Here is a 20,279-nt window from a genome sequence, read left to right as displayed (position 1 = left end):
GCCGCGGCCCGGGCGTCACCCGTCGGTGGTGTCCGGCCCCCTGCGTTCGCCTCGTTCCGGCCGCGGCATCTGCCGCAGCATCCGCTGACGTTCACGCTGCCGTCGTCCATAGGCGGCGTCGGACACCTTCTCGTCCCCTTCGAGGCTGGTGCCGAAGGCCCCGCCGATCATCGCGATGGCGGTGATGAACCAGGCCAGGAAGAGGTAGTCGCCGACGCCGACCTGCCGTCCGATGAACTTGCGCAGGACGGACGCGTCCAGCAGCAGGAAGGAGACGGCGACCAGAGTCGCGAACAGCGCCGCGGCCAGCACCACCACCGCGAGCGCGATGGTGACCAGGGTGACCAGGTTGTAGGGGTACAGGGGATGGTGCCGTGCGGGGAGGTGGGTGCCGCGCTCCCAGAGCTGGTGGTCGACGATGATCCACAGGGTGAGCGCGACGGCGGACCCAGCGGTGATGACGGCATGCTGCACGGCGCCGAGTGCGGTGGCGAGGTTCCAGGTGGCGCTGTTGATGAACAGCACCGTAGCCGTGGCGAACACGCCCGCCAGGGCCCGGGAGAGGGAGCCGAACAGCCGCCAGGGGCGGTTGGCGTACACCATGCCGGCGACGAGTCGGGTGTGGCCGCGCAGGCCGGGCACGACGTAGCGCTGGGGCTGCTCGGGGCCGGGACGGGTGTCCGGTACCGGTTCGCGCGGCGGGCGGCCGATCACCTCCGGGTGCCTGGGCGTCTCCTCGTGCGCGACCAGCTCTCGAACGACATCCACGACGGCCTGCCGCACCCGGCGCCGAAGGCGGCGGACCCCAAGGGCGGGAAGGGAGATGAGCGCGGCCCGGAGCGCGGTGTCGACCTCGACGCTGATCGGGTAGAGCCGGGCCCGCCGCGGAAAGTCGGTGAGAAAGATCGCCACGTCCCATTCGGCACCGTCCAGGTGGCTTCTGACGGCCTCGGCGATGTCGGAGACGTCGGCCTGCTCGCTCACGCTGAGCGGGGCGGTCATCGTGTCGACCTGCCATCTGACCCGAGCACCGACTGCCCGGCGGAGATGGTCGGGCAACCGGGGGGCGAGAGCCCGGGCGATCTCCGACGGCAGGCCGGGGTCGGCCACCAGCGCGACGCGCACGGATCTGCCGGAGGATGTCTCGGGCACGTCAGCTGTCATGATCACACCTTCGTGTGCGCCTCACGCCATGGCGGCCGCGAGGTACCAGCGGTCCGCGGGTGTCACTCACCGTGCCGTCCGTCCCCGGCGCACACGCAGCGTGCGGGCCGCTGCCGCCGTGGCGCGGTCGGCGGGCCGAAGGATCCGGGGTCACCCGGCGGATTCGAGGGCCTGGGAGAAGTCAGTTCCGAGCTGCGACATCAGGTCGTTGAACTCCTTCTCGCTGATCGCCTCCCGGAGCACGGCCAGTACGGTCCGCACACCCCGGTCGGCTTCCTCCTCCTTGAGCATGGTGCGTTCGGCCACGCGCCGCACGCTGTCGTGGTGGCCGAAGCGCTCGATGCGGTCCGTGGTTCCCCGGCGCACCGCCTCCGCGAGGCCCTCGGGGAGCTCGGTGATCAGGTCCCTGGCTTCCCCCGGGCTCAGTCGGCGGGCCAGCGTCTCGAGTGTGGCCCAGGTCAGGTCCGCCGCCTCCTGCCGGCTCAGTCCGGTGCGCTCGGCGACGGTACGGAGGAATTCCTTCTCATCCATGCGGCGTACCCCTTCGCTGCTGTGTTGCGACGAACGGCGCGCCCCCCTGCAAGCCTGCCACGCCGACCCGGCCCGCGCCCGCGCACGGACGGCGGTGACCACGAGCATCCACAGCTTGACGCCTGCGTTCACCGTGGTGTGCAGGGTCCAGCGGCAGTGCCATGTACGAGGACAGCAGCGAGTCGCGGCCGAACAGGGCCATGAACCAGGGGGCACCGGCGGCGACCGCCGTGTGTTCGGGGTGCCGCGGGTCGAAGATGCGCAGGGGCGCCCAGGTCCTCCAGGCTCCGCCGCAGCGTCCTGTGCACTTCCGGGTCCTCGATGTCGGTGATGCGCGGGGCGCTCTCGCGCCAGGCACACAGGCGGCGCGCCGGCCCGGACTCGCCGGGCTCCGCCCCCGGGTGGAAGAGGCCGCCGGCCTCCTCGCCCTCGACGCTGGGGCGGACCAGGGCGGTGGTGTGCCATTCGCCGCGCGCCGGAAGCTCGGCCAGGAAATCCAGCCCGTCCGGCCGCGCGGTGGCATCGCTGCTCTCCACCCGCACGCCGCGCAGGGATTCACCCAAGTGCAACACGAGTTCCAGAGCCTCGCCGGTGGGCGTGGCCGCGATCTCGCCCACCACGCGTACGCGGCTCTCCTTGACCGCGAACACCTCGGCGAAACGACGTGGCCCTGCTGGCCCTGTCCGTCCCCACCCCCGATGCTGCTCCCGTCGGCATCACCACCACCGCCCACAGCGCCGCCGCCCCGACCGCCGACGTCTCCGTCGGGCAGGAGAACCCACGCCCATGACCGACGCATTCCACATCGACGTCCCGCACACCGACGCTGCCCTGGCCGTGATCGCCCTGTCCGGCGAGTTCGACATCGCCGCCGCACCCGCCGTACGGGCCCGCGCCCTGGAACTCATCGCGAACGGCCACCCTGACCTGGTCGCCGACCTCTCAGGCGTCACCTTCTGCGACTCCTCAGGACTGGGCGCCCTCGTCGGCATCTGGCGCTGCGCCAAGGACGCCGACGGCTCCCTGACCCTGGCGGCCATCCCCGACCGGCTGAGCCGCCTGCTCAGCGTCACCGGGATGGACGCCTTCCTGCCCGCCTACTCCAGCGCCGACGCCGCGCTCGCCGCACGCCAAGGCAACCGCACCACCGCCTGAAACCCCTCGCTCGCCAGTCAGTAGCTGGCTAGTGCCGTGACCACGAACGTGCACGGTGTCGGCGGCCATGCCGTCGGCCTGCCGGTGGGGCGGTGGGAGTTCAGCCGACCTCGTTGCGGACGGCGGTGTCGAGGTCGGTGGCGGTCAGGCCGAAGGTCTCGGTGGTCTCCGTCGCGTCCATGTGGAACGGCGCATACCACTGGTAGTCCATCTCGGCCATCTCGCGGGCGATCGGCACGATCAGCCCGGCCGTACGCGTCACGGAGCGCGGTATCTGGATTAGTTTGATCGGTGGCCGGCCTGCCGCGACGGCGTAGCGCCGCGCCAGCTCGCGAATGGTGACGGCCGGCGCGGACGGCACGTGCCAGGGTCGGCCCCACGCGCGTTCTTCCGAGGCCAGCGTGATGAGGGCCTGTGCCATGTCGCCGTTGAAGGTGAAGGTGTGCGGCATGTCCAGGTGGCCGGTGATCCAGGCCGCTTTTCCCTTCTGCAGGGCCGACTTGATGAGCAGGGAGTAGATGCCGTTGGCGTCCTTGCCGATGTAGTCGGAGCCGCGGACCTCGACGGTGCGGATCCCCCCGGCGAGGGCCTGTTCCCACATGCGTCTGCGCAGGCGGCCCTTGTGCCCGGTGGCGGCCATGGGGGTGTGTTCGTTCATCCGGCCGCCGGGCTGCGGACCGTAGGCGTAAAGGCTGCCGGTCAGCGCGAGGACGGCGTCGTTCGCCTTGGCGGCGGTGATGGCCGCCGTCTGCAGGGGCGGCAACAGGCGCTCCCACACCGTGTATGAGGGTGGATTGGCGCAGTGGTAGATCACTCCCGCGCCGCGGGACAGCTCGGTCAGGCGGGAGGGGTCGGATGCGTCCGCGGCGACCCGGTCGACCAGCGGGTGCTCGGGGCCGGAGCCGCTGCGGGTGACGATCCGGACGCTCTCGCCGCCCTCGGCGAGCAGACGAGCGACGTTGGTACCGATGGAACCGGCACCGATGATGACGTGCTTGGCCATGACGGTTTCTCCTTCTCCGGGGGATCGGTCAGTCGTCCACGCCGGAGCCGGTGTAGGTGGGCACGTCCGCGAGCATGCCGGCGATCTGCGGGTTGAGCTCGTTGCGGCGCCGGTGCAGTTCCTGGATCTTGGCGTTCAGGTCAGGGTCGTCGTCGTCACTGACGTCGAAGATCTCCAGCCGTTCGACCAGGTGCAGCCCGAGGTGGTCGGTCTGGTAGGTGGTCGGGTGCGTCAGGTAGGCGAAGAGCCCGTCGAGATGTTCGACGACGAACACCGCGCCGTACGTGTAGTCGCCGCCGTGGTTGCGGCCGACCACGAAGGACTTGATGGCGGGGTTCGACCGGCCCTGATTGCGCCAGCTCTCCAGCACCCCTTCGATCTGCTCAGGCGTCGCAGTGGCCTTCATCGTGACTCTGTTGATGTGGTAAATCATGACTTACTACTCGTTCCTAACGTCGTTAGATTTCCTAACGGCGTTAACTATGACGCGCGTCGCCGACGCGGTCAAGGCGGTGACTAGTGTTCGAGAACACCATCGAAGCGAAGTGACGGACCATGCCGACCAGCACGAGACGGGCCCGCGAACGGGCGAACACCCGGGAGCGGATCATCGAGGCCGCGCTGCACGTCCTCGAGACCGAGGGCATCGCGGCCCTGACGATCCGGCGCATCGCCACCGACGTCGAATATTCCGCGCCCGTCGTCTACCAGCACTTCGCCAACAAGGACGCGCTCGTACTGGAGCTGGTCGCGCACGGTCACCGCCTGATGCTGAGCGAGTTCAGCCAAGCCGCGCAGGAGCCCGATACGGACCGGCGTATGACGCGCATTGCGTCGCAGTACGTCCGGTTCGCCGGCGAGCACCCCCACCTCTTCCAGGTCATGAACGACCCGATGGTCGACGCGGACGAACGTCGGCGCGTCGCGGAACCGGTCATCGACGTCCTCAAGGAGCTGCTCACCTCCTGGTCGGCTGCGCACGACGTGGTCCTGGCCGATTTCGACCAGGCTTGTGAGATCCTCTGGGGCACGCTGTACGGCATCGCGTCGCTCAGTTACCTCGGCAGCGTCGGCAACGATCGCGCCCGCTACCTCGCCGAACAGGCGCTTCACACGATCCTCCTCGGCTGGCGAACCGAGACGCCGGCGAACGGTCGACCGGCGAGCAGCTAGGTGCTCTGACCGCTGTGGTTCGCCGGGTTTAGAGGGAGGACCGGAGTGTTAGTCGAGATCGTCTTCGTGGGGCTGCCGATCGATCGTGACGACGTCGAGGAGGCTCTGGAGACGGCGTTCGAGCTCGGCGCTGAGGTCACCGGCGCGGGCAGCGGCATGGGTCGCTGCCATCTTGACCTTGAAATCGCGGAGAGCCGGACACGACCGCGGCCCTGGAGCGGCTCCGGGCGGTGCTGTCCGAACTGGAGTCGGGGACTGCGCGACGTTGAACGTCAGCGAATGATCAAGCCGCCGTCCTCGCTCGTCCGCCCCATCGGATGCCCTTCTCACTGCGGCTGCGGGCGCACTCTCGACGCTGGGCGGCAGACGTCGGGGTGGCGGGCGTTGGCGTTGCGCCAGCGGAGACAGGCGTGGAGGGCCCGGGTCTGATCACGGTGTTTCCTCCCCTTGGCGCTGACATATGCGCTAGGCACGAGCGAATGCGGGCCGCGCGGCTCCCTAATTCCAGGACTCTTCCGTCCGACATCTCACAAGCCGTTCGCGGCACCAGCGCGCCTCACGGGCCTCGGTCTTGCCCAGAACTCGGTGGTTCAGGGCTGGCAAGAGGTCGCCGTGAAACGGGCTCGCACCTCCAACTCCAAAGAGCGGAGGTTCACTCCTGTGGTGGCGACCGTGACGACGTCAGGCGTCACCGCTCTACCTAGGAGGCCTCGCGGGCCGGGGCTTGTATAGCTTGTCCGCCCGACGCCCACACGGCTGCCAACACCCGAGTCATGGGACTGCCGCCCCTCTCAGTGGAGGCCTCATCGGCCGGGGTCCAGGAAGGCGTCACAGTCCCGTACTCGAACAGTCCGGCAACGCTCCTAGTCACGCGCCGGTGCTGCTATCAACGAATTAGGGTCCAAGGCAGGCCAGGCCCTTCTCATTGAACGCGTGGATCACATCCCTGACGGTGTCCTCGTCGGCCTACACCAGCTGGGCGATCACCGGCACCCGGTTCCCGCCGGCCGAGGCCAGCAGCATCATCGCCCGCCGGAACCGCACCGAACTGGCGCTGCCCCGGCGCACGATCTGCTGCAGCTTCTGACCCTCCTGATCGGTCAACCTGCGCACGCAGACAGGCTCGGCCACCACACCCCCAGCGGTCGGGACGGACGTCAGTGCACATCCAACCGCCACGACCACCAACCCGGCGAACCTACGCGGTCAAGAGGTGCCCGATACGCAGAACGCCGGCCCCTCGACCAGTGTGACGGCGGCCGCCGTGAGTACGGCCGGTTCCGTCTACTCGATGATGGCGCCGACCTCGCCGGTCATGGCTCCTCCTAGCCCGGGGCGCCGACGAGAGCCTGGAAGCCTCGGAGCCGTCCGCGCCTACGACGTCATCCGGATGCTCTCCCGCGATGGCCGGCCCACCCCGCTCGGCGACGCGATCACGTACTACGGCGGATCGCGAAGACTCTGCACATCCTGCGCCTGACCGTGCCGACGAGCCCGGCTACCGGCGGCAGATCAAGGTGCAGGCCAACCTCCAGGAAGGCCACCACGCGCTCGCCCGGCGGGCGGGGCAGCTCTACCAGCGCTACCAGGACGGCATGGAGGACCAGATCGGGGCGCTCGGCCTGGTCCTCAACGCGCTCGTGCTGTTCAACACCCGCTACATGGACGCCGCCCTCACCCAGCTCCGCGCCGACGGCTTCGAGGTGCGCGACGAGGACGTCGCCCGGCTCTCCCCGTTCATGCGCCACCACATCAACGTGCTCGGCCGGTACTCCTTCCAGCTTCCCGACCTGGAGTGACGGTACGTTCACCACCCCGAAGTGGTATTCGCAGGAGCTGAAGAAGAACAGTGACGGCACCTACACGCTGACGAACTGGAAGTCCCACTCCAAGGACACCTACGACGCCAACGGGACGCTGACGAAGGTCACCGATCGCAACAAGGGCTCGGTCACCGTCACTCAGCACGACGAGAGCGGCGAGAACAAGGGCTTCAAGCTCACCGAGACCCGTTCGGGCCGCTGGGTGGACCTGGCCAAGACGGACGCCTCGCAGTGGCAGGCCAAGGACAACACCGGCCGCACCGCCGTCTTCCACCTGACGCGAACGGCAACCTGGCCTCCACCACCGACACCGAGGGCAAGACGACCGTCTTCCGCTACGACGCCTGGGGCCGCGTCGACAAGATCACCACCGCCGAGGGCCGTGTCACGGTCTTCACCTACGACGACGCCAACCGCGTCACCTCCATGCTGCGCGGCACCGGCTTCAACAGCGACGGCCACACCGGCCCGACCTGGACCTACGCCTACACCAGCGACTCTGTGACCGCGGCCGGTACGACCACGGCCACCGACCCGGAGACGCACGCGACGAAGTACCAGCACGACAGCGACGGTCAGGTCTCCGACGTCACCGACGCGATGGGCCACAAGCGCTCGACCAAGTTCGACGCGAACCACAGCATCGACACCAGCACGGATGCGATGGGCTCGGGCACCACACCGGGCAACGTCACCGACTACGGCTTCAACACCCGTAACAACCTCGAGACCATCACTCAGCCAACGGGCGGCAAGACGGTCAACCACTGGCAGACCATCGCCGGCGCAGACGTCCCCAAGGACTCCACCAACCCCGACGGTGAAAAGACGGACTTCACCTACGACGCGGTCGGCAACACGATGTCGGTGGCACAGACCGGTACCGGCGGCGGCAACGTCTCCTACACCTACAACCCCGCCTCCCCGACGTGCGGCGGCTTCGCAGGCCAGCGCTGCACCGAGAAGACGAAGATGACCGCGGCGAAGACGGTCACCACCACTTTCCACTACGACAGCGCGGGCAACCTGGACACCGTCACTCCGCCCGCCCCGCTGGCCAAGATCACCTACACCTACGACGCGCTGGGCCGCACCAAGACCGTCACCGACGCCCGCGGTGTGACCGTCACCTATACCTACGACAACCGCGATCGCACCCGCATCGTCGACACGACCAACAAGGCACGTGTCGAGTACTGGTACGACGGCGACGGCAACCTCACCCAGCGCACCGACAGCACCGGCACCATCAAGTACGACTTCGACCCGCTGCAACGCGAGACGATCCGCACCCTGCAGGACGGCTCGCAGACCCTGCTCGCGTACACCCCGTCCGGGAACGTCGACTACTACCAGGACCCGGCCGGCACGGTCGACTACACCTGGAACGAGGTCAACAAGCTCGCCGAGCTGAAGGACCCCGCGGGCCGGGTGACGACGTACAAGTACAACAACAACGACGTCCGTACCACGACCACCTATCCGGGTGGCACGGTGCAGAAGGTCGATCCCGACAACTCCAGCCGCCCCAAGACCATCAAGACCACCTCCCCCAAGGGCACCCCGGTCGACCTGGCCTACTCCTACGGATACGGCACCAGCGGGACGACGGAAGGCAGCAAGATCCGCTCGTCCACCGACAACGTCACCGGCCTGAAGACGACCTACACCTACGACGGCGCGGGCCGCTTCTCGTACGCCGAGGAGAAGAAGGGCACCACCCTCAACTCCTCCTGGCTCTACTGCTACGACCTCGCCGGCAACCTCACCAGCCAGGGCACTGCGGCCGGCTGCCCCGGCGCCACCACCTACACCGTCAACGACGCCCAGCAGCTGACCGCGAAGAACGGCTCCACGACGAACTGGTCCTACGACAAGATCGGCAACGAGACCGCCGGCGCGTCGACTCCGGAGGGCACCCGCACGGCCGAGAAGTGGACCGACCACTCCCAGCTGACGTCGCTGACCGTGGGCGGAAAGACATACACCGGGCAGTACGGTTCCACCGACCAGAGCGAACGCATCCGCCTCGGAGACACCTACTTCCACAACGGGCCGATCGGCCTGGCCGGCACCTCAACTGCCGGTGTGGACACGGGATTCAACCGCGAACCCGGGGGCACCCTGAACTCCATGACGACCGGGGGCAAGGCGTACTGCTACCTCACCGACGCACTCGGCTCCGTCATCGCCCTCACCGACGAGACAGGCGCCAAGGTCAACACCTACGCCTACAGCCCCCGCGGCGTCACCAGGGCCTCCACCAGCGAGAAGAACCCCCAGCCCTACCGCTTCGCCGGCGGCTACCAAGACGTCACGGGCCTCTACCACTACGGCGCCCGCTACTACGACCCCAACATCGGCCGCTTCAACAGCCCCGACCCCTCCGGACAGGAGGAGAACCCCTACCTCTACGCCGAAGGCGACCCCGTCAACCGCATCGACCCCAACGGGCTGTTCAGCTTCTCCGACGCACTCGACACGGGCAGCGACATTTTCGGAGTCGTTACTGGCTGCCTCGCGGGAGTTACAGCTGCAGCAGAGACCGGATCCATCGCATACGCCGCCGCCGTCGGCGGCGTGGTGGGCGCCGGAGTTGGCAGTGCTGTAGGCGTTGGTCTCGCCGTAGTCGGCAGCTGCGCGCTTGGAGGTGCCGCAGGCTTCTATGGAGCGGAGATTCTCACCTACGGGTAATACGTGAAGAATAGATTGAACAGGAGGCTACGGCCTCTCTAGATGGCTGTTGGGTCGGGAACTCATTCTCGGCCCAACGGTTCTCCTACGAGTGCGGCGGAAGGGTGCATCGATGGATGACGCAATCAGAGGAGTGCGAATCTTCTCTGCGGTCTTGATCGTAGGAGGAATATGCGCGTGCGTCGCAGGAACGGCTACTGACGATGCTGTTCCGCTCGTACTGGGAGTGATCGCCGCAGTCAGCGGAGTTGTTTTGGCGGGCTTCGCCTTCTTGGCTCGTCGGAAGAATCGCTCCTAACGCGGTGATTCGGATCCGATTTCGCGCGCCGTACTGATCCCGACGATGCGGATGGCCGGAGACCGGTTCGCCTGAGGGAATCCGAAATGCGAGACAGGGGTCGAATAGGGTTGTCCTGCAAGGAATTGAGGGCAGAAGCAAGTGGCTCGTCTGCCGCCCACGACCGCCAGTCGGTGTTCGACCACGTCGACCGCTACGGCGAGGCGTCGGCCATGGTTCGCCGACTGGGTGCACTGTCTCGTGGGCCTCGGGCGACCTGGACCTCGGCTACATCCCGGGGTGCTGCCAGCCCTACCGCTTCACCGGCAATTACCAGGATCCCACGAGCCTCTACCACCCCGGCGCCCGCTACCACGACCCCAACGTCGGCCGCTTCAACAGCCCCGACCCCTCCGGACAAGAGGGGAACCCCCACCTCTACGCCGAAGACGGCCCAGTCAACCGCATCGACCCGAGCGGACTGTTCAGCTTCTCGGATTTTCTTGACATAGGCAGCCGTATTGTCGGGGATTTCGCTGGCTGCCTGGCAGGTATCGGCGCAGCATCTGAAACCGGCGTCACTATGGCCGCAACCACTCTCTTCGGTCCAGCGGGGACCGTCGGGTCGGTCATTGTCTCCTGTGCTGTCGGTGTAGGCGCTGCCGAGTTGAACGCAGACATCTTGAGTTACGGATGACGCCTGATCAAGCTCATCAGTCCCGCCCCCGCTGAACCACCGAGTTCGGCTGGCTGTGCCTCAACCAGATATGACACAGCTCCTGACCCGTGCCAGCTCGTCCGCAGGTCTTGTCCTGGTGGAGGCCCCCGCTGCTCGCTCGTCCGGCGGGGCGGGCCACCTGGGTGGCGGGCCGCCGGGGCGGTGGTGTTATCCGGTGGCGAGACAGTGGAGGGCGCCTCGGTAGGTGGCGAGGGCGGGTCCGCGCCAGCTGTGCCGGCCGGGGATGGGAGTGTCGGTGGTCCAGCTGCTGCCGTCGTAGACCGACTCCCACAGGCTGTCGTTGGCCTGCCCGCGGTGGACCAGGTGCAGACGGTCGTTGAACACGGCGAGGGCGGGCCGGCGGGTGGTCTTATGCGTGGCGATCTTGGTGGGTGTGCTCCAGCTGTTTGGTCAGAGAGTGCGAGCATCGGGGACAGAGGCGGCCACGCCGGGCCGACCAGCCGCCTTCGGTTTCAGGGCAGTTTGTGGGCGAGAATGTCGAGTTGCTCGATGGAAGGCGGCTGGGCGAGCAGATCGGGGGCTCGTTCCATCAGGGCCGCGGCCAGCCGGCCTGCGAGGTGGGCCTGGCGTCCGGAGACGTCGGGGAAGGCGTCGAAGATCGCGAAGGCGGTCGCGTTCAGGCGCACGGCGAACCAGGCGACGGTGCCGGGCTCCTCCTGCACGAGGTCAAGGCCCTTGCGGAGAAAGTCAGCGACGTCTTCCTCCTTGCCGGGCTTGGCCTGGAGAGATACGTACAGCCCGACTTTGACGTCTGCCATGAGGGGACTCCTTTCGGTGCTCGGCCGCCCGCGAGCGCCCGGGCACTACCGTGACCGGTTGGCATCGAACGGCGCCAGTATGGCTGGACCAATACGCCTATTCGATGGAATGTCACTCGGACGGGTGGCCCCACGGCCCTGTCGGCCGGGGGCCGTTGCCTGCCGTTCTGCATGCGGATAGGTCTGGTGTCGACTGCCTGCCCGGCATGTCGTCGGACGCGCCCAGCGGAAGGCATACGGCCATCATGAGTCCGCAGCTCGGGAAACCGCCTCCGGCTTCCTGGACCCGGGTGTCAGTTCACCTGATCGGCGCCCCGCGCCCGGCCATCTGTCTACAGGCGAGAGCGTTGCCGTAGCACCTTCGAGCATGTGTTTCACACACCAAACGGGCCGGTCACGGCTCCCCAGCCGTGACGGGACACGGCCCGCATCACTGGTGTCAGACCCCAATTCCGGTCCAGAGCCAGACAACCCCCCCACAAGGCTAGGCCGTCCACCGAGCCGCATCAGAGGATGGGAAACAAGTACCAGCAGGGAGGCACCCTGCTCGCCGAGGGGGTGAGGACGGAGTGTGGCGGTGCAGGTCCCAGCCGGTCCCCGGGCCGCGCACAGCGGTGTGCTCGTCCAGCAGAGCGCGGGCCTGGCACCGGCGGCTCCTCCAGCAGCCCCACCAGGTGGGTCCGACCCGCCGCCAGGTTCAGCTTGCGGCAAACCCGTTCCCCAGGCCGGCCGCCGAGCTCGACGGCTACCGTCGTCAGCCATTCCTTCAGCCCGAGGCTGGAGCGGCGGTGGCGTTCCGTCAGCCGGTCGACCTGCTTGACGAAGGTCCTGCGGGCGCACGACTTCCGGTCGCAGAAGAAGCGCCGCACCCGCAGGCGCACGACCGACTTCTGGCCAGCCAGGGGGCGTTCGGACAAGCTGCGGTGGTAGGGCGAGTGGATTCTGCGCCCCCGCCACCGGCAGTTCGGGCAGTACGGTGGTCGCCCGCACGCTGCGGCATCGACGAACAGCAGCGTACCGGTGACCACCACGCCCTCCAACCGCACGTCGATCCCGGGAAACAGCACGTCTTCGGCCTTGCTCCGCTGTGCCCGCAGACGGGTACTGACGATGATGACGACTGTCGCCTCCTGTCCGCGGCAGCGCCATCCCTGGCGAGAGCCGAAGATCCCGCAGATCTGCAGGTGGAGTCCTACGTGCTGCCGGCAGGAACAGCGGCACCGTCACTCAAGGAGCTACGGGTGCTGTCCCCGTCGCGACGTGTCTCTATGACCAGCGCAGCGCAGCGTTCAGTAATGCTCCGTCTCCAGGAAACCCGCGTCCGCGTCGTCGTCCGCACCGAGTGCGGCGGCGGTCGGGTCGAATCCGGGCGGGCTGTCCTTGAGGCCCAGGCCCATGCCGGCCAGCTTCGCCTTGACCTCGTCGATGGACTTCGCACCGAAGTTGCGGATGTCCAGGAGGTCGGCCTCGGAGCGGGCGACGAGCTCACCCACGGAGTGGACGCCCTCGCGCTTGAGGCAGTTGTACGACCGGACCGTGAGCTCCAGCTCCTCGATCGGCATCACCAGGTCGGCGGCGAGGGCGGCGTCCACCGGGGACGGGCCCATGTCGATGCCCTCGGCGTCGATGTTGAGCTCGCGGGCGAGACCGAACAGCTCGACCAGCGTCTTGCCGGCCGACGCCATGGCGTCACGGGGACGCATGGCCTGCTTGGTCTCGACGTCGACGATCAGCTTGTCGAAGTCGGTGCGCTGCTCGACACGGGTCGCCTCGACCTTGTACGTGACCTTCAGCACCGGCGAGTAGATCGAGTCGACCGGGATGCGCCCGATCTCCTGACCGACCTGCTTGTTCTGAACGGCGGAGACGTAGCCGCGACCGCGCTCGACGGTCAGCTCCATCTCCAGCTTGCCCTTGCCGTTGAGCGTGGCGAGGACGAGGTCGGGGTTGTGCACCTCGACACCGGCCGGGGGCGCGATGTCGGCGGCGGTGACCAGACCCGGACCCTGCTTGCGCAGGTACATCACGACCGGCTCGTCGTGCTCCGAGGAGACGACCAGCTGCTTGATGTTGAGGATCAGGTCGGTGACGTCCTCCTTGACACCCGGCACGGTGGTGAACTCGTGCAGAACGCCGTCGACGCGGATGGACGTGACCGCCGCACCCGGGATCGAGGACAGGAGGGTCCGGCGGAGGGAGTTGCCGAGGGTGTAGCCGAAGCCCGGCTCCAGCGGCTCGATCACGAACCGGGAGCGGAACTCGTCGACGACCTCTTCGGTCAGGGACGGACGCTGAGCAATCAGCACGGGGTGTTGCCTCCAGTGGTTTGGCGCCCGCTAAGTGACGCCGTAGACACCACGAAGGGTACGGGGCAGTGCGGGCAATACGGCCTCCGCAGAGGCCGAACCGCCTCTCTTCCCAACCCAGCGAGGAGGCTTCGGGCCTCTCCTTTCGCCTGCCGCCCCCACGCGTTTCCACCTTGCCCGCGTCCAGGTCGCGGGCGCGCACGACCGCCAGGCAGGCATGCGCGGACCTGGCCGTGTCGTGATCACGACGTTGGACGGGGCGAGTGGCAGGTGGCGTGCACCGTTGGCTGGGGCGCCACGGCTGGTTTGAGGATTTTCCGGGTTCACCGTTCTGAGGTGTGGCCCGCGGTCGTAGATCAGAGATTGCTGCAACTCTTGCCCGATTCCGGGCAGAAGAGTAGAGGTTGCGTGACGCCCGGCCTAGGGTGATCGTTCGTGATCGCCATGGATGCCTTGTGGACCTTCTCCCTGATGGTGGGACTGCTCACCGTCACTCCCGGACTGGACACCGCGCTCGTCCTGCGCACCGCCGTCGCGCCTGGGGCGTGGTCCTCGGCATCCAGAGCGGCACGCTGGTCTGGGGAGTGCTCACCTCGGTCGGTGTGACCGCTCTGCTGACTGCCTCTCACTTCGCGTACGAGGCACTCCGCTGGGGCGGGGCCGCCTACCTGGTGTGGATGGGCGGCAGGCTGCTGTGGACCTCCTGGCGTCGCTCGGCTTTCGCAGGGGGCGGGAACGATGGCGGCGTCGGTGACCCATTCGAGGGTGCGCCGGACGTGTTCGATCTCGGTGGGGTAGACGTCTTGGCCGCCGCGCAGGATGAGGTCCTGCCTGCTCGCCCCCGCGACCGCACCTGCCCGGCCCGGCTTCGGCCCGGCCTGGGCGGAGGTGTCCTTGGCCGTCCGGACCGGTGACGGCACCGGCCCGCGGTCTGTTCTGGCACCCGGCACCGGCTCCGACCAGGACGTCTGGCTGCACTACGGCTTCACCAGCACCGGCATGTGGATCTCCTCGCAATGCGGGCACTCCGCGGTCCTGCTCACCAACAAGATCCAATACGCCCGCGACCGCTCGGACGCCGCCCGTTGTTGCCAGTCATCTCCCGCGGGTAAGCCTCCCGGCGAGGAGGACACCTCTTCCCGCGCGATAGCCGAGGGGGGAGGCCTGCTCCGAGTACGGGGCCGGCCGAGCTCTGGCGCCTGGTCCTCGCTGCCATCCACCCCTCCATCCACCGTGTCGTGTTCGCTCAGCAGAGCCCTGAGGCGCTTCCCGGATGGTTGAACTCGGGAACCTGGCCGCTCCCGGATTCCAGTAGGGCCGTTGGGCTGGGCGGATAGCCGGATGATCCCTCTTCCGGTCGTCCCCTGCTCATTCCTGTGCACGTACTTGAGGAGACGTCCCCTTGGCTACCGCTGATCTTCCTGGTCCTGATTCGCTGCTACGCCGCACGCTGGGGGAGTGGCGGATCGGGTTGGTGGCGTGGCGGCTGCTGGTTCTGCAGACTGCAGATCCGGCGGTCGCCGCCGGCATGACAACTTCTCCACCTACCGCGCGCACCCGTGGCGGCGTAGCGAGCACACGATGGACAGCGGGAAGCGGCTGTTCTTCTCCGACCGTGAAGGGCTACGCCGTGAGGTCGCCCGTCTGGAGCGCACGCACCGCCGTCTGGCAGGGACCGACGAGCAGGGCAGGCCATTCACAGCGTTGGACCCGGCGGTGCGGGTGTGGGTGCTGGTCACCTTGTACGAGTGCATGACGGCGATGCGAGAACTGTCGGGACGCCCGCTGGCGCCGCCTGAACTGGATCAGATATACGGAGAATTCCGTGCGGTGTGTACCGAGTTCGGCCTGTCCGACGACCTGTTCCCGGTCACGGCCGCTGACGTACCCGCGTATATGGACCGCACGATCCGCGAGCGCCTCGAATACAGCGAACCCGTGCGCTACCTGCTCTTCGACATGCTCCGTGAAGCTCCCGCACCCCGCCGCCTCGGCCACCTGAAGCCGGCCTGGCCGCTTGTGCGCACGGTGGCCGCCCACGTGATCGGTGCGCTGACCATCGCAGACCTGCCGGAAGCCTTTCGCGAGCGCTTCAGCCCGCCCCGCACCCGCCGCGCGGCCCTGCTGTCCTTGATCCTGCACCGCGGTATCGCGTGCTGATGAACGCGCTGCCCGAGCACCGCCGCTACCGGTGAAGTGTGTGTAGAAGCTGCCGGCGGCGACCCCGGCCTCGGCCGCGATGTCGACGATGCGGGCCTCAAGATAGCCGTCCCGTTCGAAGATCCGCCGCGCTGCGGCCACCAGGGCGTCGCGGGTGCGGACACCGCGCCGGGTGCGCCGTGGGCTCGCCGCGGGCGCGGCGGGGTGGGGGCACGTTCGTGCTGGGGGGAGGGCATGCGCGCATTCTAGGCCCACTATTGAATCCGAATTCGGATTCAAGTACGTTCCGGGCCATGGACACCACCACCACTACTGCTACCGCCGCTGCCGTCGGCTGGAACCTGCTGATCGCCCGCGACGATCTGTCGATCGCCGAACTCGCCGACGCACCGGTTCCCGAGGTTCGTGACGGCGAGGCGCTGCTTCGGGTCGACCAGGTCGGCCTCACCGCGAACAACGTCACCTACGCCGCGCTCGGCGACTCCTTCCGCTACTGGCAGTTCTTCCCCGCTTCCCGCGAGGGCTGGGGGATCGTCCCCCTGTGGGGCTTTGCAGAGGTCGTCGACTCGCGTGTGGAGGGCATCGAGCCGGGCAGCCGCTACTACGGCTATCTGCCGTCCGCGAGCCACCTGTTGGTCCGCCCCGGCCGGGTGGACGAGCGCGGCTTCCGGGACGCGAGCCCCCACCGGCAGACACTGCCCCGGCCCTACAATGCGTACGCCCTCACCACGGGTGATCTCGCCTACGAGGCCGACCGCGAGGACCTCCAGATCCTGTACCGCCCGCTGTTCTGGACCTCGTTCATGCTGGCCGACTGGCTCGTCGACAATGCCTGGCTGGGGGCTGCGACGGCCGTCCTGTCGTCAGCGTCGAGCAAGACGGCCTACGGTGCCGCCTTCCTGCTGCAGGGCCGGGGGTGCGAGATCGTCGGCCTTACTTCCCGGCGCAACGTAGCCTTCACTGAAAGCTTGGGCTGTTACGACCGGGTGCTCGCCTATGAGGACGTCGTGCAACTGCCCAACCGGCCCACTCTGTACGCAGACTTCGCCGGCGACGAGCGGCTGACCGCCTCGCTGAGCGCCCATCTGGGCGACGCCCTGGTGCACCACGTGGTCGTCGGTATCACCAACCAGGAGCCCGGGCCGGCCGGCACACTGGCCGAAACCGGTCCGGGCATGTTCTTTGCCCCCGACCAGATGCGCAAGCGCACCGGCGAGTGGGGGCGCGCAGGGCTGGACCGGCGGTTCGCCGACGCATGGCAGCGGTTCGCCCCCGTGGCCGAGGGATGGGTCGACGTCGTCCATGGCCAGGGCCCGCAGGCCCTGACGCAGGTCTGGCGCGAGGTCCAGTCGGGCCGGACCGCGCCGCGCACCGGCCACGTGGTCATCTTCTGACCAGCCGCCGCTCCGTTACAGGGCAAAGGGTGCGAGTACGGGGTGCTTCCGGTACGTCGGCTACGGCAGATGCTGTGAAGGTGGTGCACGTAGCACCGGACGGGGTGGCGACGGCTGGCCACTTGGTTGCCCGGTGTAAAGGGCACGCAGCCAATCGCCGGGGCGCGGCGGCCCCGCAGCCGCTGGCGGCCGCGCCTCCGCGGAGCGGGACGACGAGTGCCGCTGACGCGGCAGCGACAACGGCACGACGGGCAGCCAAGGGGCCTCCGATGACCTGGGGGTTTGGGGGAGTGGCCGAAACCTTCGCAGGGTCGGGGCCGGGCGGCAACGATCAAGGGCAAGATTTGCGCGAGACGCGAGAGCTGATGCTGGCGATGGTGACTATGGTGCGGCGCGGCGCTGCCAGGATTACCCGTCCGCTGACATCCGTCCCGGCTGCCGCAGATCCGGAGCCTGGCCACGCGGGGCGCCCGGATCAGATCGCCCAAGACTCGGTGATTACGGCAGAAGACCGCCCAGGCCGTGGAGTGACGAGAAAGATGACCACGTCACGGGTATCATCTATTGCTAAATTGGACTAAGCCGCTCAAATCCACATTCCTGCACGGATGTGCTCGAGGTGCGGAATGCATGACATCACCTTTCGCGGCGACGGTGAATTTCCGGAACCGGGAAGCGAGGCGGACGTCCTGCTGGACGCCTGCGGTCGGGTCGCGGCCTGGGGTCCGGGAGCGCAGCAGATGCTCGGCTGTCCGGCGCGCGAGGCTGTGGGCCGTAGTGCGGACGAGTTCCTCTACGACCCCGCCGACGCGGCGGACATCGTCAGGCGCTGGGAGAAGGGCGCCCGCCGGGGGTCTCTGGTCCTGCGACAGCGCAGCGGGAAGCCGCTGGCGGCCCAGATCTGGGTCCGTGCCCTCACGTCCGCGAACGGTGATCCGCAGTGGCTGGTGCAGGCGGCCCGTACCGCCGTACTCCGCACGTACGAATACGGGCGCGCCCTGCTGAAGGGGCTGTTCACCGACTCGCCGTTCAACATCGACATCTTCGACACGCAGCTGCGCTTCGTCGGCCTGAACATCGCCGAGCGGCGCGCCGGCGTGTTCCAGGGGACCGAGTACTCCGGGCACACCATGCGCGAGATGGCGCCGCCCGGCCTGCTGGACGTCGATGCCCTCGAAGCCCGCCAGCGGCGGGTCCTTGAGACCGGCAAGGCGCTCATCGACACCGAGGTGGTCGGCCACCCCGTGGCCAACTCGCCGCGGGAGTACGTGTGGTCGGAGTCCATCCTGCCCCTGAGGGACCCGTCCGGGAGGGTGATCGCGTTGGGTCATGTCGTCTCCGACGTGACCCAACGGGTCCGATCGCGCGAGCGGCTGGTCCTGACGAACGAGGCGGCCATCGGGATCGGCACCACCCTGGACCTTTGGCGCACCGCCCGGGAACTGGCCGAGGTCGCGGTACCGCGCTTCGCCGACATCTGCTTTGTCGACCTGTTGGACTCAGTCTTCCCCGGCCGCGAACCGACCGAAGGCCGACCACCGCGTCCCCCGCTGTTCCGCAGGGCCGCTTGCAGTGGGGCAGCCGAAGACACGGGGTCAGACGCTGCCGGGGAAGTGAAGGTGGGGGATGCCAATTTGTGGGCGACGGCGCCCGGCTCGCCGTTCCTCGACGCTCTCACGAAGGGTGAATCCGTCCTCCTGGCGGACGATCAACTCCAGAACTGCCCCGCCGCAGTCGGCCTCCGCCACTCCCCGGACGACGGACCGAAGATCCATTCGTGGCTGCTCGTCCCGATGTTCGCCCGCGGCGTCGTCCTGGGCGCTGTCGTCTTCCTGCGCTCCGGCAACCCCCGCCGGTTCGAGCCCGACGACGTGCTGCTGGCGGAGGAGATCGTGACCAGAGCGGCGGTGTGCGTCGACAACGCCAGCCGATACCACCGCGAGCGGACGACCGCGCTGACCCTCCAGCGCAGTCTCCTTCCTCAGCGGCTGCCGTCGGCGTCGGCGGTGCGGACGGCGTCCTGCTACCTGCCCGCGAGCGGGCACACCGGGCTGGGCGGCGACTGGTTCGACGTCATCCCTCTGTCCGGCGCACGAGTGGCGCTCGTGGTGGGCGACGTGACCGGACACGACCTGCAGTCCGCTGTGACCATGGGCCGCCTGCGCAGCGCCGTACGTACGCTCGCGGATCTCGATCTGGCCCCCGACGAGCTTCTCACCCATCTCGACGACCAGATGAACCGCTTCCTCGACGAACGGAGTGACGAAGGGCCCCTGGCGACAGGAGCGACGTGCCTGTACGCGGTGTACGACCCCGTGTCCCGCCGCTGTCTCCTGGCACGCGCCGGTCATCCACCGCCGGCTGTGCTCTCGGTGAACGGCGCCGTCGACTTCGTGGAACTGCCTGGCGGCCCCCCACTGGGCCTGGGAGGTATCGTGTTCGAAAAGCGTGAGATCGCCATGGACGACGGGGACGTTCTGGTGCTGTACACCAACGGCCTGCTGCAGCCGCGCGCCCAGGATCTCGATGCCGGACTGCACCGCATGCGCGACACCCTTTCGCGGACTCCTCCATCCGCCACGCCTCAAGAGGTGTGCGACACGCTGGTCCGCGAACTGCTGCCGACATGCCACAAGGACGACGTGGCCGTTCTGACGGCCCGGGTCAGCGGCCTGGCTTCGGACCGCCATGTCACCTGGAAGATAGAGGCTCAGGACGAACTGGTCGGCCGGGCACGCGACCTGACGACGCAGCAGATGGCCCGGTGGGGGCTGGAGGAGGAGTCGTTCACCACCGAGCTGATCGTCAGCGAGCTGGTGACGAACGCGATCCGCTACGGCGAAGAACCGATCACGCTACGGCTGATCCTCGACCGCAACGTGATCTGCGAGGTGTCGGACGGCAGCAGCACATCTCCCCACGTCAGACGGGCCCAGGACACGGACGAGGGCGGACGCGGTCTCTACCTCATAACCCAGCTGACCCGGAGCTGGGGAACCCGGTACGGCGAACGCGGCAAAACCATCTGGGCCGAACAGCCACTACGCTGCTGACAGCGCGACACGCACGGACGGCGCCGTCGGTCGATCCCTACCAGGCGAA

Annotated in this window: 18 protein-coding genes and 5 pseudogenes; 11 read left to right on the top strand and 12 right to left on the bottom strand. The window is 68.1% G+C overall.

Annotation, left to right across the window (positions count from 1 at the left end; genetic code table 11):
* Positions 1–15: 15 nt before the first annotated feature.
* The 3 genes from GTY58_RS02480 to GTY58_RS39360 all read right to left on the bottom strand — a co-directional run bounded on the left by GTY58_RS02480 (position 16) and on the right by GTY58_RS39360 (position 2,345).
* Positions 16–1,164, bottom strand: a complete 1,149-nt coding sequence (locus GTY58_RS02480; protein ID WP_137951515.1) for a hypothetical protein — start codon at positions 1,162–1,164, stop codon at positions 16–18.
* Positions 1,165–1,314: 150 nt separating this feature from the next.
* Entirely contained in the window at positions 1,315–1,695 is a 381-nt protein-coding gene (locus tag GTY58_RS02475) for a DUF2267 domain-containing protein (RefSeq protein WP_037652176.1), read from the bottom strand.
* A gap of 128 nt (positions 1,696–1,823) precedes the next feature.
* Positions 1,824–2,345: a hypothetical protein gene (locus tag GTY58_RS39360; RefSeq protein ID WP_010981890.1), complete on the bottom strand. Its 522-nt coding sequence runs from the start codon at positions 2,343–2,345 to the stop codon at positions 1,824–1,826.
* Positions 2,346–2,359: 14 nt separating this feature from the next.
* Between GTY58_RS39360 and GTY58_RS41225 the strand changes: the two genes are divergently transcribed.
* Both GTY58_RS41225 and GTY58_RS02470 read left to right on the top strand, forming a co-directional pair.
* On the top strand, positions 2,360–2,485 hold the full coding sequence (locus GTY58_RS41225; protein ID WP_255253776.1) for a hypothetical protein: 126 nt from the start codon (positions 2,360–2,362) through the stop codon (positions 2,483–2,485).
* The gene (locus GTY58_RS02470; RefSeq protein ID WP_010981889.1) at positions 2,482–2,850 is read left to right on the top strand and encodes an STAS domain-containing protein; all 369 of its coding nucleotides are present in this window, start codon (positions 2,482–2,484) and stop codon (positions 2,848–2,850) included. The genes GTY58_RS41225 and GTY58_RS02470 overlap by 4 nt, the downstream gene beginning before the upstream one ends.
* Positions 2,851–2,950: 100 nt before the next feature.
* Here the strand turns inward: GTY58_RS02470 and GTY58_RS02465 are convergent, their stop codons facing one another.
* Both GTY58_RS02465 and GTY58_RS02460 read right to left on the bottom strand, forming a co-directional pair.
* Positions 2,951–3,853 (bottom strand): SDR family oxidoreductase, encoded by a 903-nt coding sequence (locus tag GTY58_RS02465; RefSeq protein ID WP_010981888.1) that lies wholly within the window; start codon positions 3,851–3,853, stop codon positions 2,951–2,953.
* Positions 3,854–3,881: 28 nt separating this feature from the next.
* Positions 3,882–4,286, bottom strand: a complete 405-nt coding sequence (locus GTY58_RS02460) for a Dabb family protein (RefSeq protein ID WP_010981887.1) — start codon at positions 4,284–4,286, stop codon at positions 3,882–3,884.
* A gap of 122 nt (positions 4,287–4,408) precedes the next feature.
* Here GTY58_RS02460 and GTY58_RS02455 point away from each other — a divergent pair, with 122 nt between their 5' ends.
* Positions 4,409–5,026 carry a TetR/AcrR family transcriptional regulator gene (locus GTY58_RS02455; RefSeq protein WP_010981886.1) on the top strand — a complete coding sequence of 206 codons (618 nt, stop codon included), beginning with the start codon at positions 4,409–4,411 and terminating at the stop codon, positions 5,024–5,026.
* 48 nt (positions 5,027–5,074) lie between these two features.
* Here GTY58_RS02455 and GTY58_RS41220 read toward each other — a convergent pair whose 3' ends face one another.
* From GTY58_RS41220 to GTY58_RS39355, 3 genes and pseudogenes are all read right to left on the bottom strand, one after another.
* Positions 5,075–5,197, bottom strand: coding sequence for a hypothetical protein (locus GTY58_RS41220; RefSeq protein WP_255253775.1), 123 nt, complete (start codon positions 5,195–5,197; stop codon positions 5,075–5,077).
* A 112-nt stretch (positions 5,198–5,309) separates the two neighbouring features.
* Positions 5,310–5,454 (bottom strand): annotated as a pseudogene (locus GTY58_RS40220) (integrase); the annotation flags it as partial.
* 475 nt (positions 5,455–5,929) lie between these two features.
* Positions 5,930–6,157: pseudogene (locus GTY58_RS39355) on the bottom strand (helix-turn-helix domain-containing protein); the annotation flags it as partial.
* A 223-nt stretch (positions 6,158–6,380) separates the two neighbouring features.
* Between GTY58_RS39355 and GTY58_RS02445 the strand changes: the two are divergent.
* The 3 genes and pseudogenes from GTY58_RS02445 to GTY58_RS41505 all read left to right on the top strand — a co-directional run.
* Positions 6,381–6,804, top strand: a pseudogene (locus GTY58_RS02445) (Tn3 family transposase); the annotation flags it as partial.
* Between the two features lie 16 nt (positions 6,805–6,820).
* Positions 6,821–9,543 (top strand): annotated as a pseudogene (locus tag GTY58_RS02440) (RHS repeat-associated core domain-containing protein); the annotation flags it as partial.
* 377 nt (positions 9,544–9,920) lie between these two features.
* Positions 9,921–10,517 (top strand): RHS repeat-associated core domain-containing protein, encoded by a 597-nt coding sequence (locus GTY58_RS41505; protein ID WP_078234884.1) that lies wholly within the window; start codon positions 9,921–9,923, stop codon positions 10,515–10,517.
* Positions 10,518–10,706: 189 nt separating this feature from the next.
* Here the strand turns inward: GTY58_RS41505 and GTY58_RS02430 are convergent, their stop codons facing one another.
* From GTY58_RS02430 to GTY58_RS02420, 3 genes are all read right to left on the bottom strand, one after another.
* Complete coding sequence (locus tag GTY58_RS02430; protein ID WP_010981881.1) at positions 10,707–10,883, bottom strand: hypothetical protein; 177 nt, start codon at positions 10,881–10,883, stop codon at positions 10,707–10,709.
* Positions 10,884–11,011: 128 nt separating this feature from the next.
* Positions 11,012–11,317, bottom strand: a complete 306-nt coding sequence (locus tag GTY58_RS02425; protein WP_010981880.1) for an antibiotic biosynthesis monooxygenase — start codon at positions 11,315–11,317, stop codon at positions 11,012–11,014.
* A 1,289-nt stretch (positions 11,318–12,606) separates the two neighbouring features.
* Positions 12,607–13,623, bottom strand: a complete 1,017-nt coding sequence (locus GTY58_RS02420) for a DNA-directed RNA polymerase subunit alpha (protein WP_010981878.1) — start codon at positions 13,621–13,623, stop codon at positions 12,607–12,609.
* A gap of 435 nt (positions 13,624–14,058) precedes the next feature.
* Between GTY58_RS02420 and GTY58_RS41500 the strand changes: the two genes are divergently transcribed.
* The 3 genes from GTY58_RS41500 (at position 14,059) to GTY58_RS40210 (ending at position 15,783) form a co-directional block, all read left to right on the top strand.
* Entirely contained in the window at positions 14,059–14,229 is a 171-nt protein-coding gene (locus tag GTY58_RS41500; RefSeq protein WP_308699016.1) for a hypothetical protein, read from the top strand.
* Positions 14,169–14,537, top strand: a complete 369-nt coding sequence (locus tag GTY58_RS41495) for a LysE family transporter (protein ID WP_338058979.1) — start codon at positions 14,169–14,171, stop codon at positions 14,535–14,537. The genes GTY58_RS41500 and GTY58_RS41495 overlap by 61 nt, the downstream gene beginning before the upstream one ends.
* Before the next feature lie 667 nt (positions 14,538–15,204).
* Entirely contained in the window at positions 15,205–15,783 is a 579-nt protein-coding gene (locus GTY58_RS40210) for an oxygenase MpaB family protein (RefSeq protein ID WP_052082447.1), read from the top strand.
* A gap of 84 nt (positions 15,784–15,867) precedes the next feature.
* Here the strand turns inward: GTY58_RS40210 and GTY58_RS41490 are convergent.
* Positions 15,868–15,924 (bottom strand): annotated as a pseudogene (locus GTY58_RS41490) (hypothetical protein); the annotation flags it as partial.
* 152 nt (positions 15,925–16,076) lie between these two features.
* Here GTY58_RS41490 and GTY58_RS02405 point away from each other — a divergent pair.
* Both GTY58_RS02405 and GTY58_RS02400 read left to right on the top strand, forming a co-directional pair.
* Complete coding sequence (locus GTY58_RS02405; RefSeq protein ID WP_010981876.1) at positions 16,077–17,177, top strand: DUF2855 family protein; 1,101 nt, start codon at positions 16,077–16,079, stop codon at positions 17,175–17,177.
* Between the two features lie 626 nt (positions 17,178–17,803).
* Complete coding sequence (locus GTY58_RS02400) at positions 17,804–20,230, top strand: SpoIIE family protein phosphatase (protein ID WP_010981875.1); 2,427 nt, start codon at positions 17,804–17,806, stop codon at positions 20,228–20,230.
* The last annotated feature ends 49 nt before the right edge of the window (positions 20,231–20,279 follow it).

The sequence above is a fragment of the Streptomyces sp. SID5469 genome (genome assembly GCF_009862865.1).
Taxonomy (GTDB): Bacteria; Actinomycetota; Actinomycetes; order Streptomycetales; family Streptomycetaceae; genus Streptomyces; species Streptomyces avermitilis.
The sequence above is the reverse complement of the archived record's forward strand: the minus strand, read 5'-3'. Positions and strand labels throughout refer to the sequence as shown.

Coding starts and splice junctions, on each gene's coding strand:
- GTY58_RS02480 (WP_137951515.1), bottom strand. CDS start 1,164: ATGACAGCTGACGTGCCCGAGACATCCTCCGGCAGATCCGTGCGCGTC.
- GTY58_RS02475 (WP_037652176.1), bottom strand. CDS start 1,695: ATGGATGAGAAGGAATTCCTCCGTACCGTCGCCGAGCGCACCGGACTG.
- GTY58_RS02470 (WP_010981889.1), top strand. CDS start 2,482: ATGACCGACGCATTCCACATCGACGTCCCGCACACCGACGCTGCCCTG.
- GTY58_RS02465 (WP_010981888.1), bottom strand. CDS start 3,853: ATGGCCAAGCACGTCATCATCGGTGCCGGTTCCATCGGTACCAACGTC.
- GTY58_RS02460 (WP_010981887.1), bottom strand. CDS start 4,286: ATGATTTACCACATCAACAGAGTCACGATGAAGGCCACTGCGACGCCT.
- GTY58_RS02455 (WP_010981886.1), top strand. CDS start 4,409: ATGCCGACCAGCACGAGACGGGCCCGCGAACGGGCGAACACCCGGGAG.
- GTY58_RS41220 (WP_255253775.1), bottom strand. CDS start 5,197: ATGGCAGCGACCCATGCCGCTGCCCGCGCCGGTGACCTCAGCGCCGAG.
- GTY58_RS02425 (WP_010981880.1), bottom strand. CDS start 11,317: ATGGCAGACGTCAAAGTCGGGCTGTACGTATCTCTCCAGGCCAAGCCC.
- GTY58_RS40210 (WP_052082447.1), top strand. CDS start 15,205: ATGGACAGCGGGAAGCGGCTGTTCTTCTCCGACCGTGAAGGGCTACGC.
- GTY58_RS02405 (WP_010981876.1), top strand. CDS start 16,077: ATGGACACCACCACCACTACTGCTACCGCCGCTGCCGTCGGCTGGAAC.
- GTY58_RS02400 (WP_010981875.1), top strand. CDS start 17,804: ATGCATGACATCACCTTTCGCGGCGACGGTGAATTTCCGGAACCGGGA.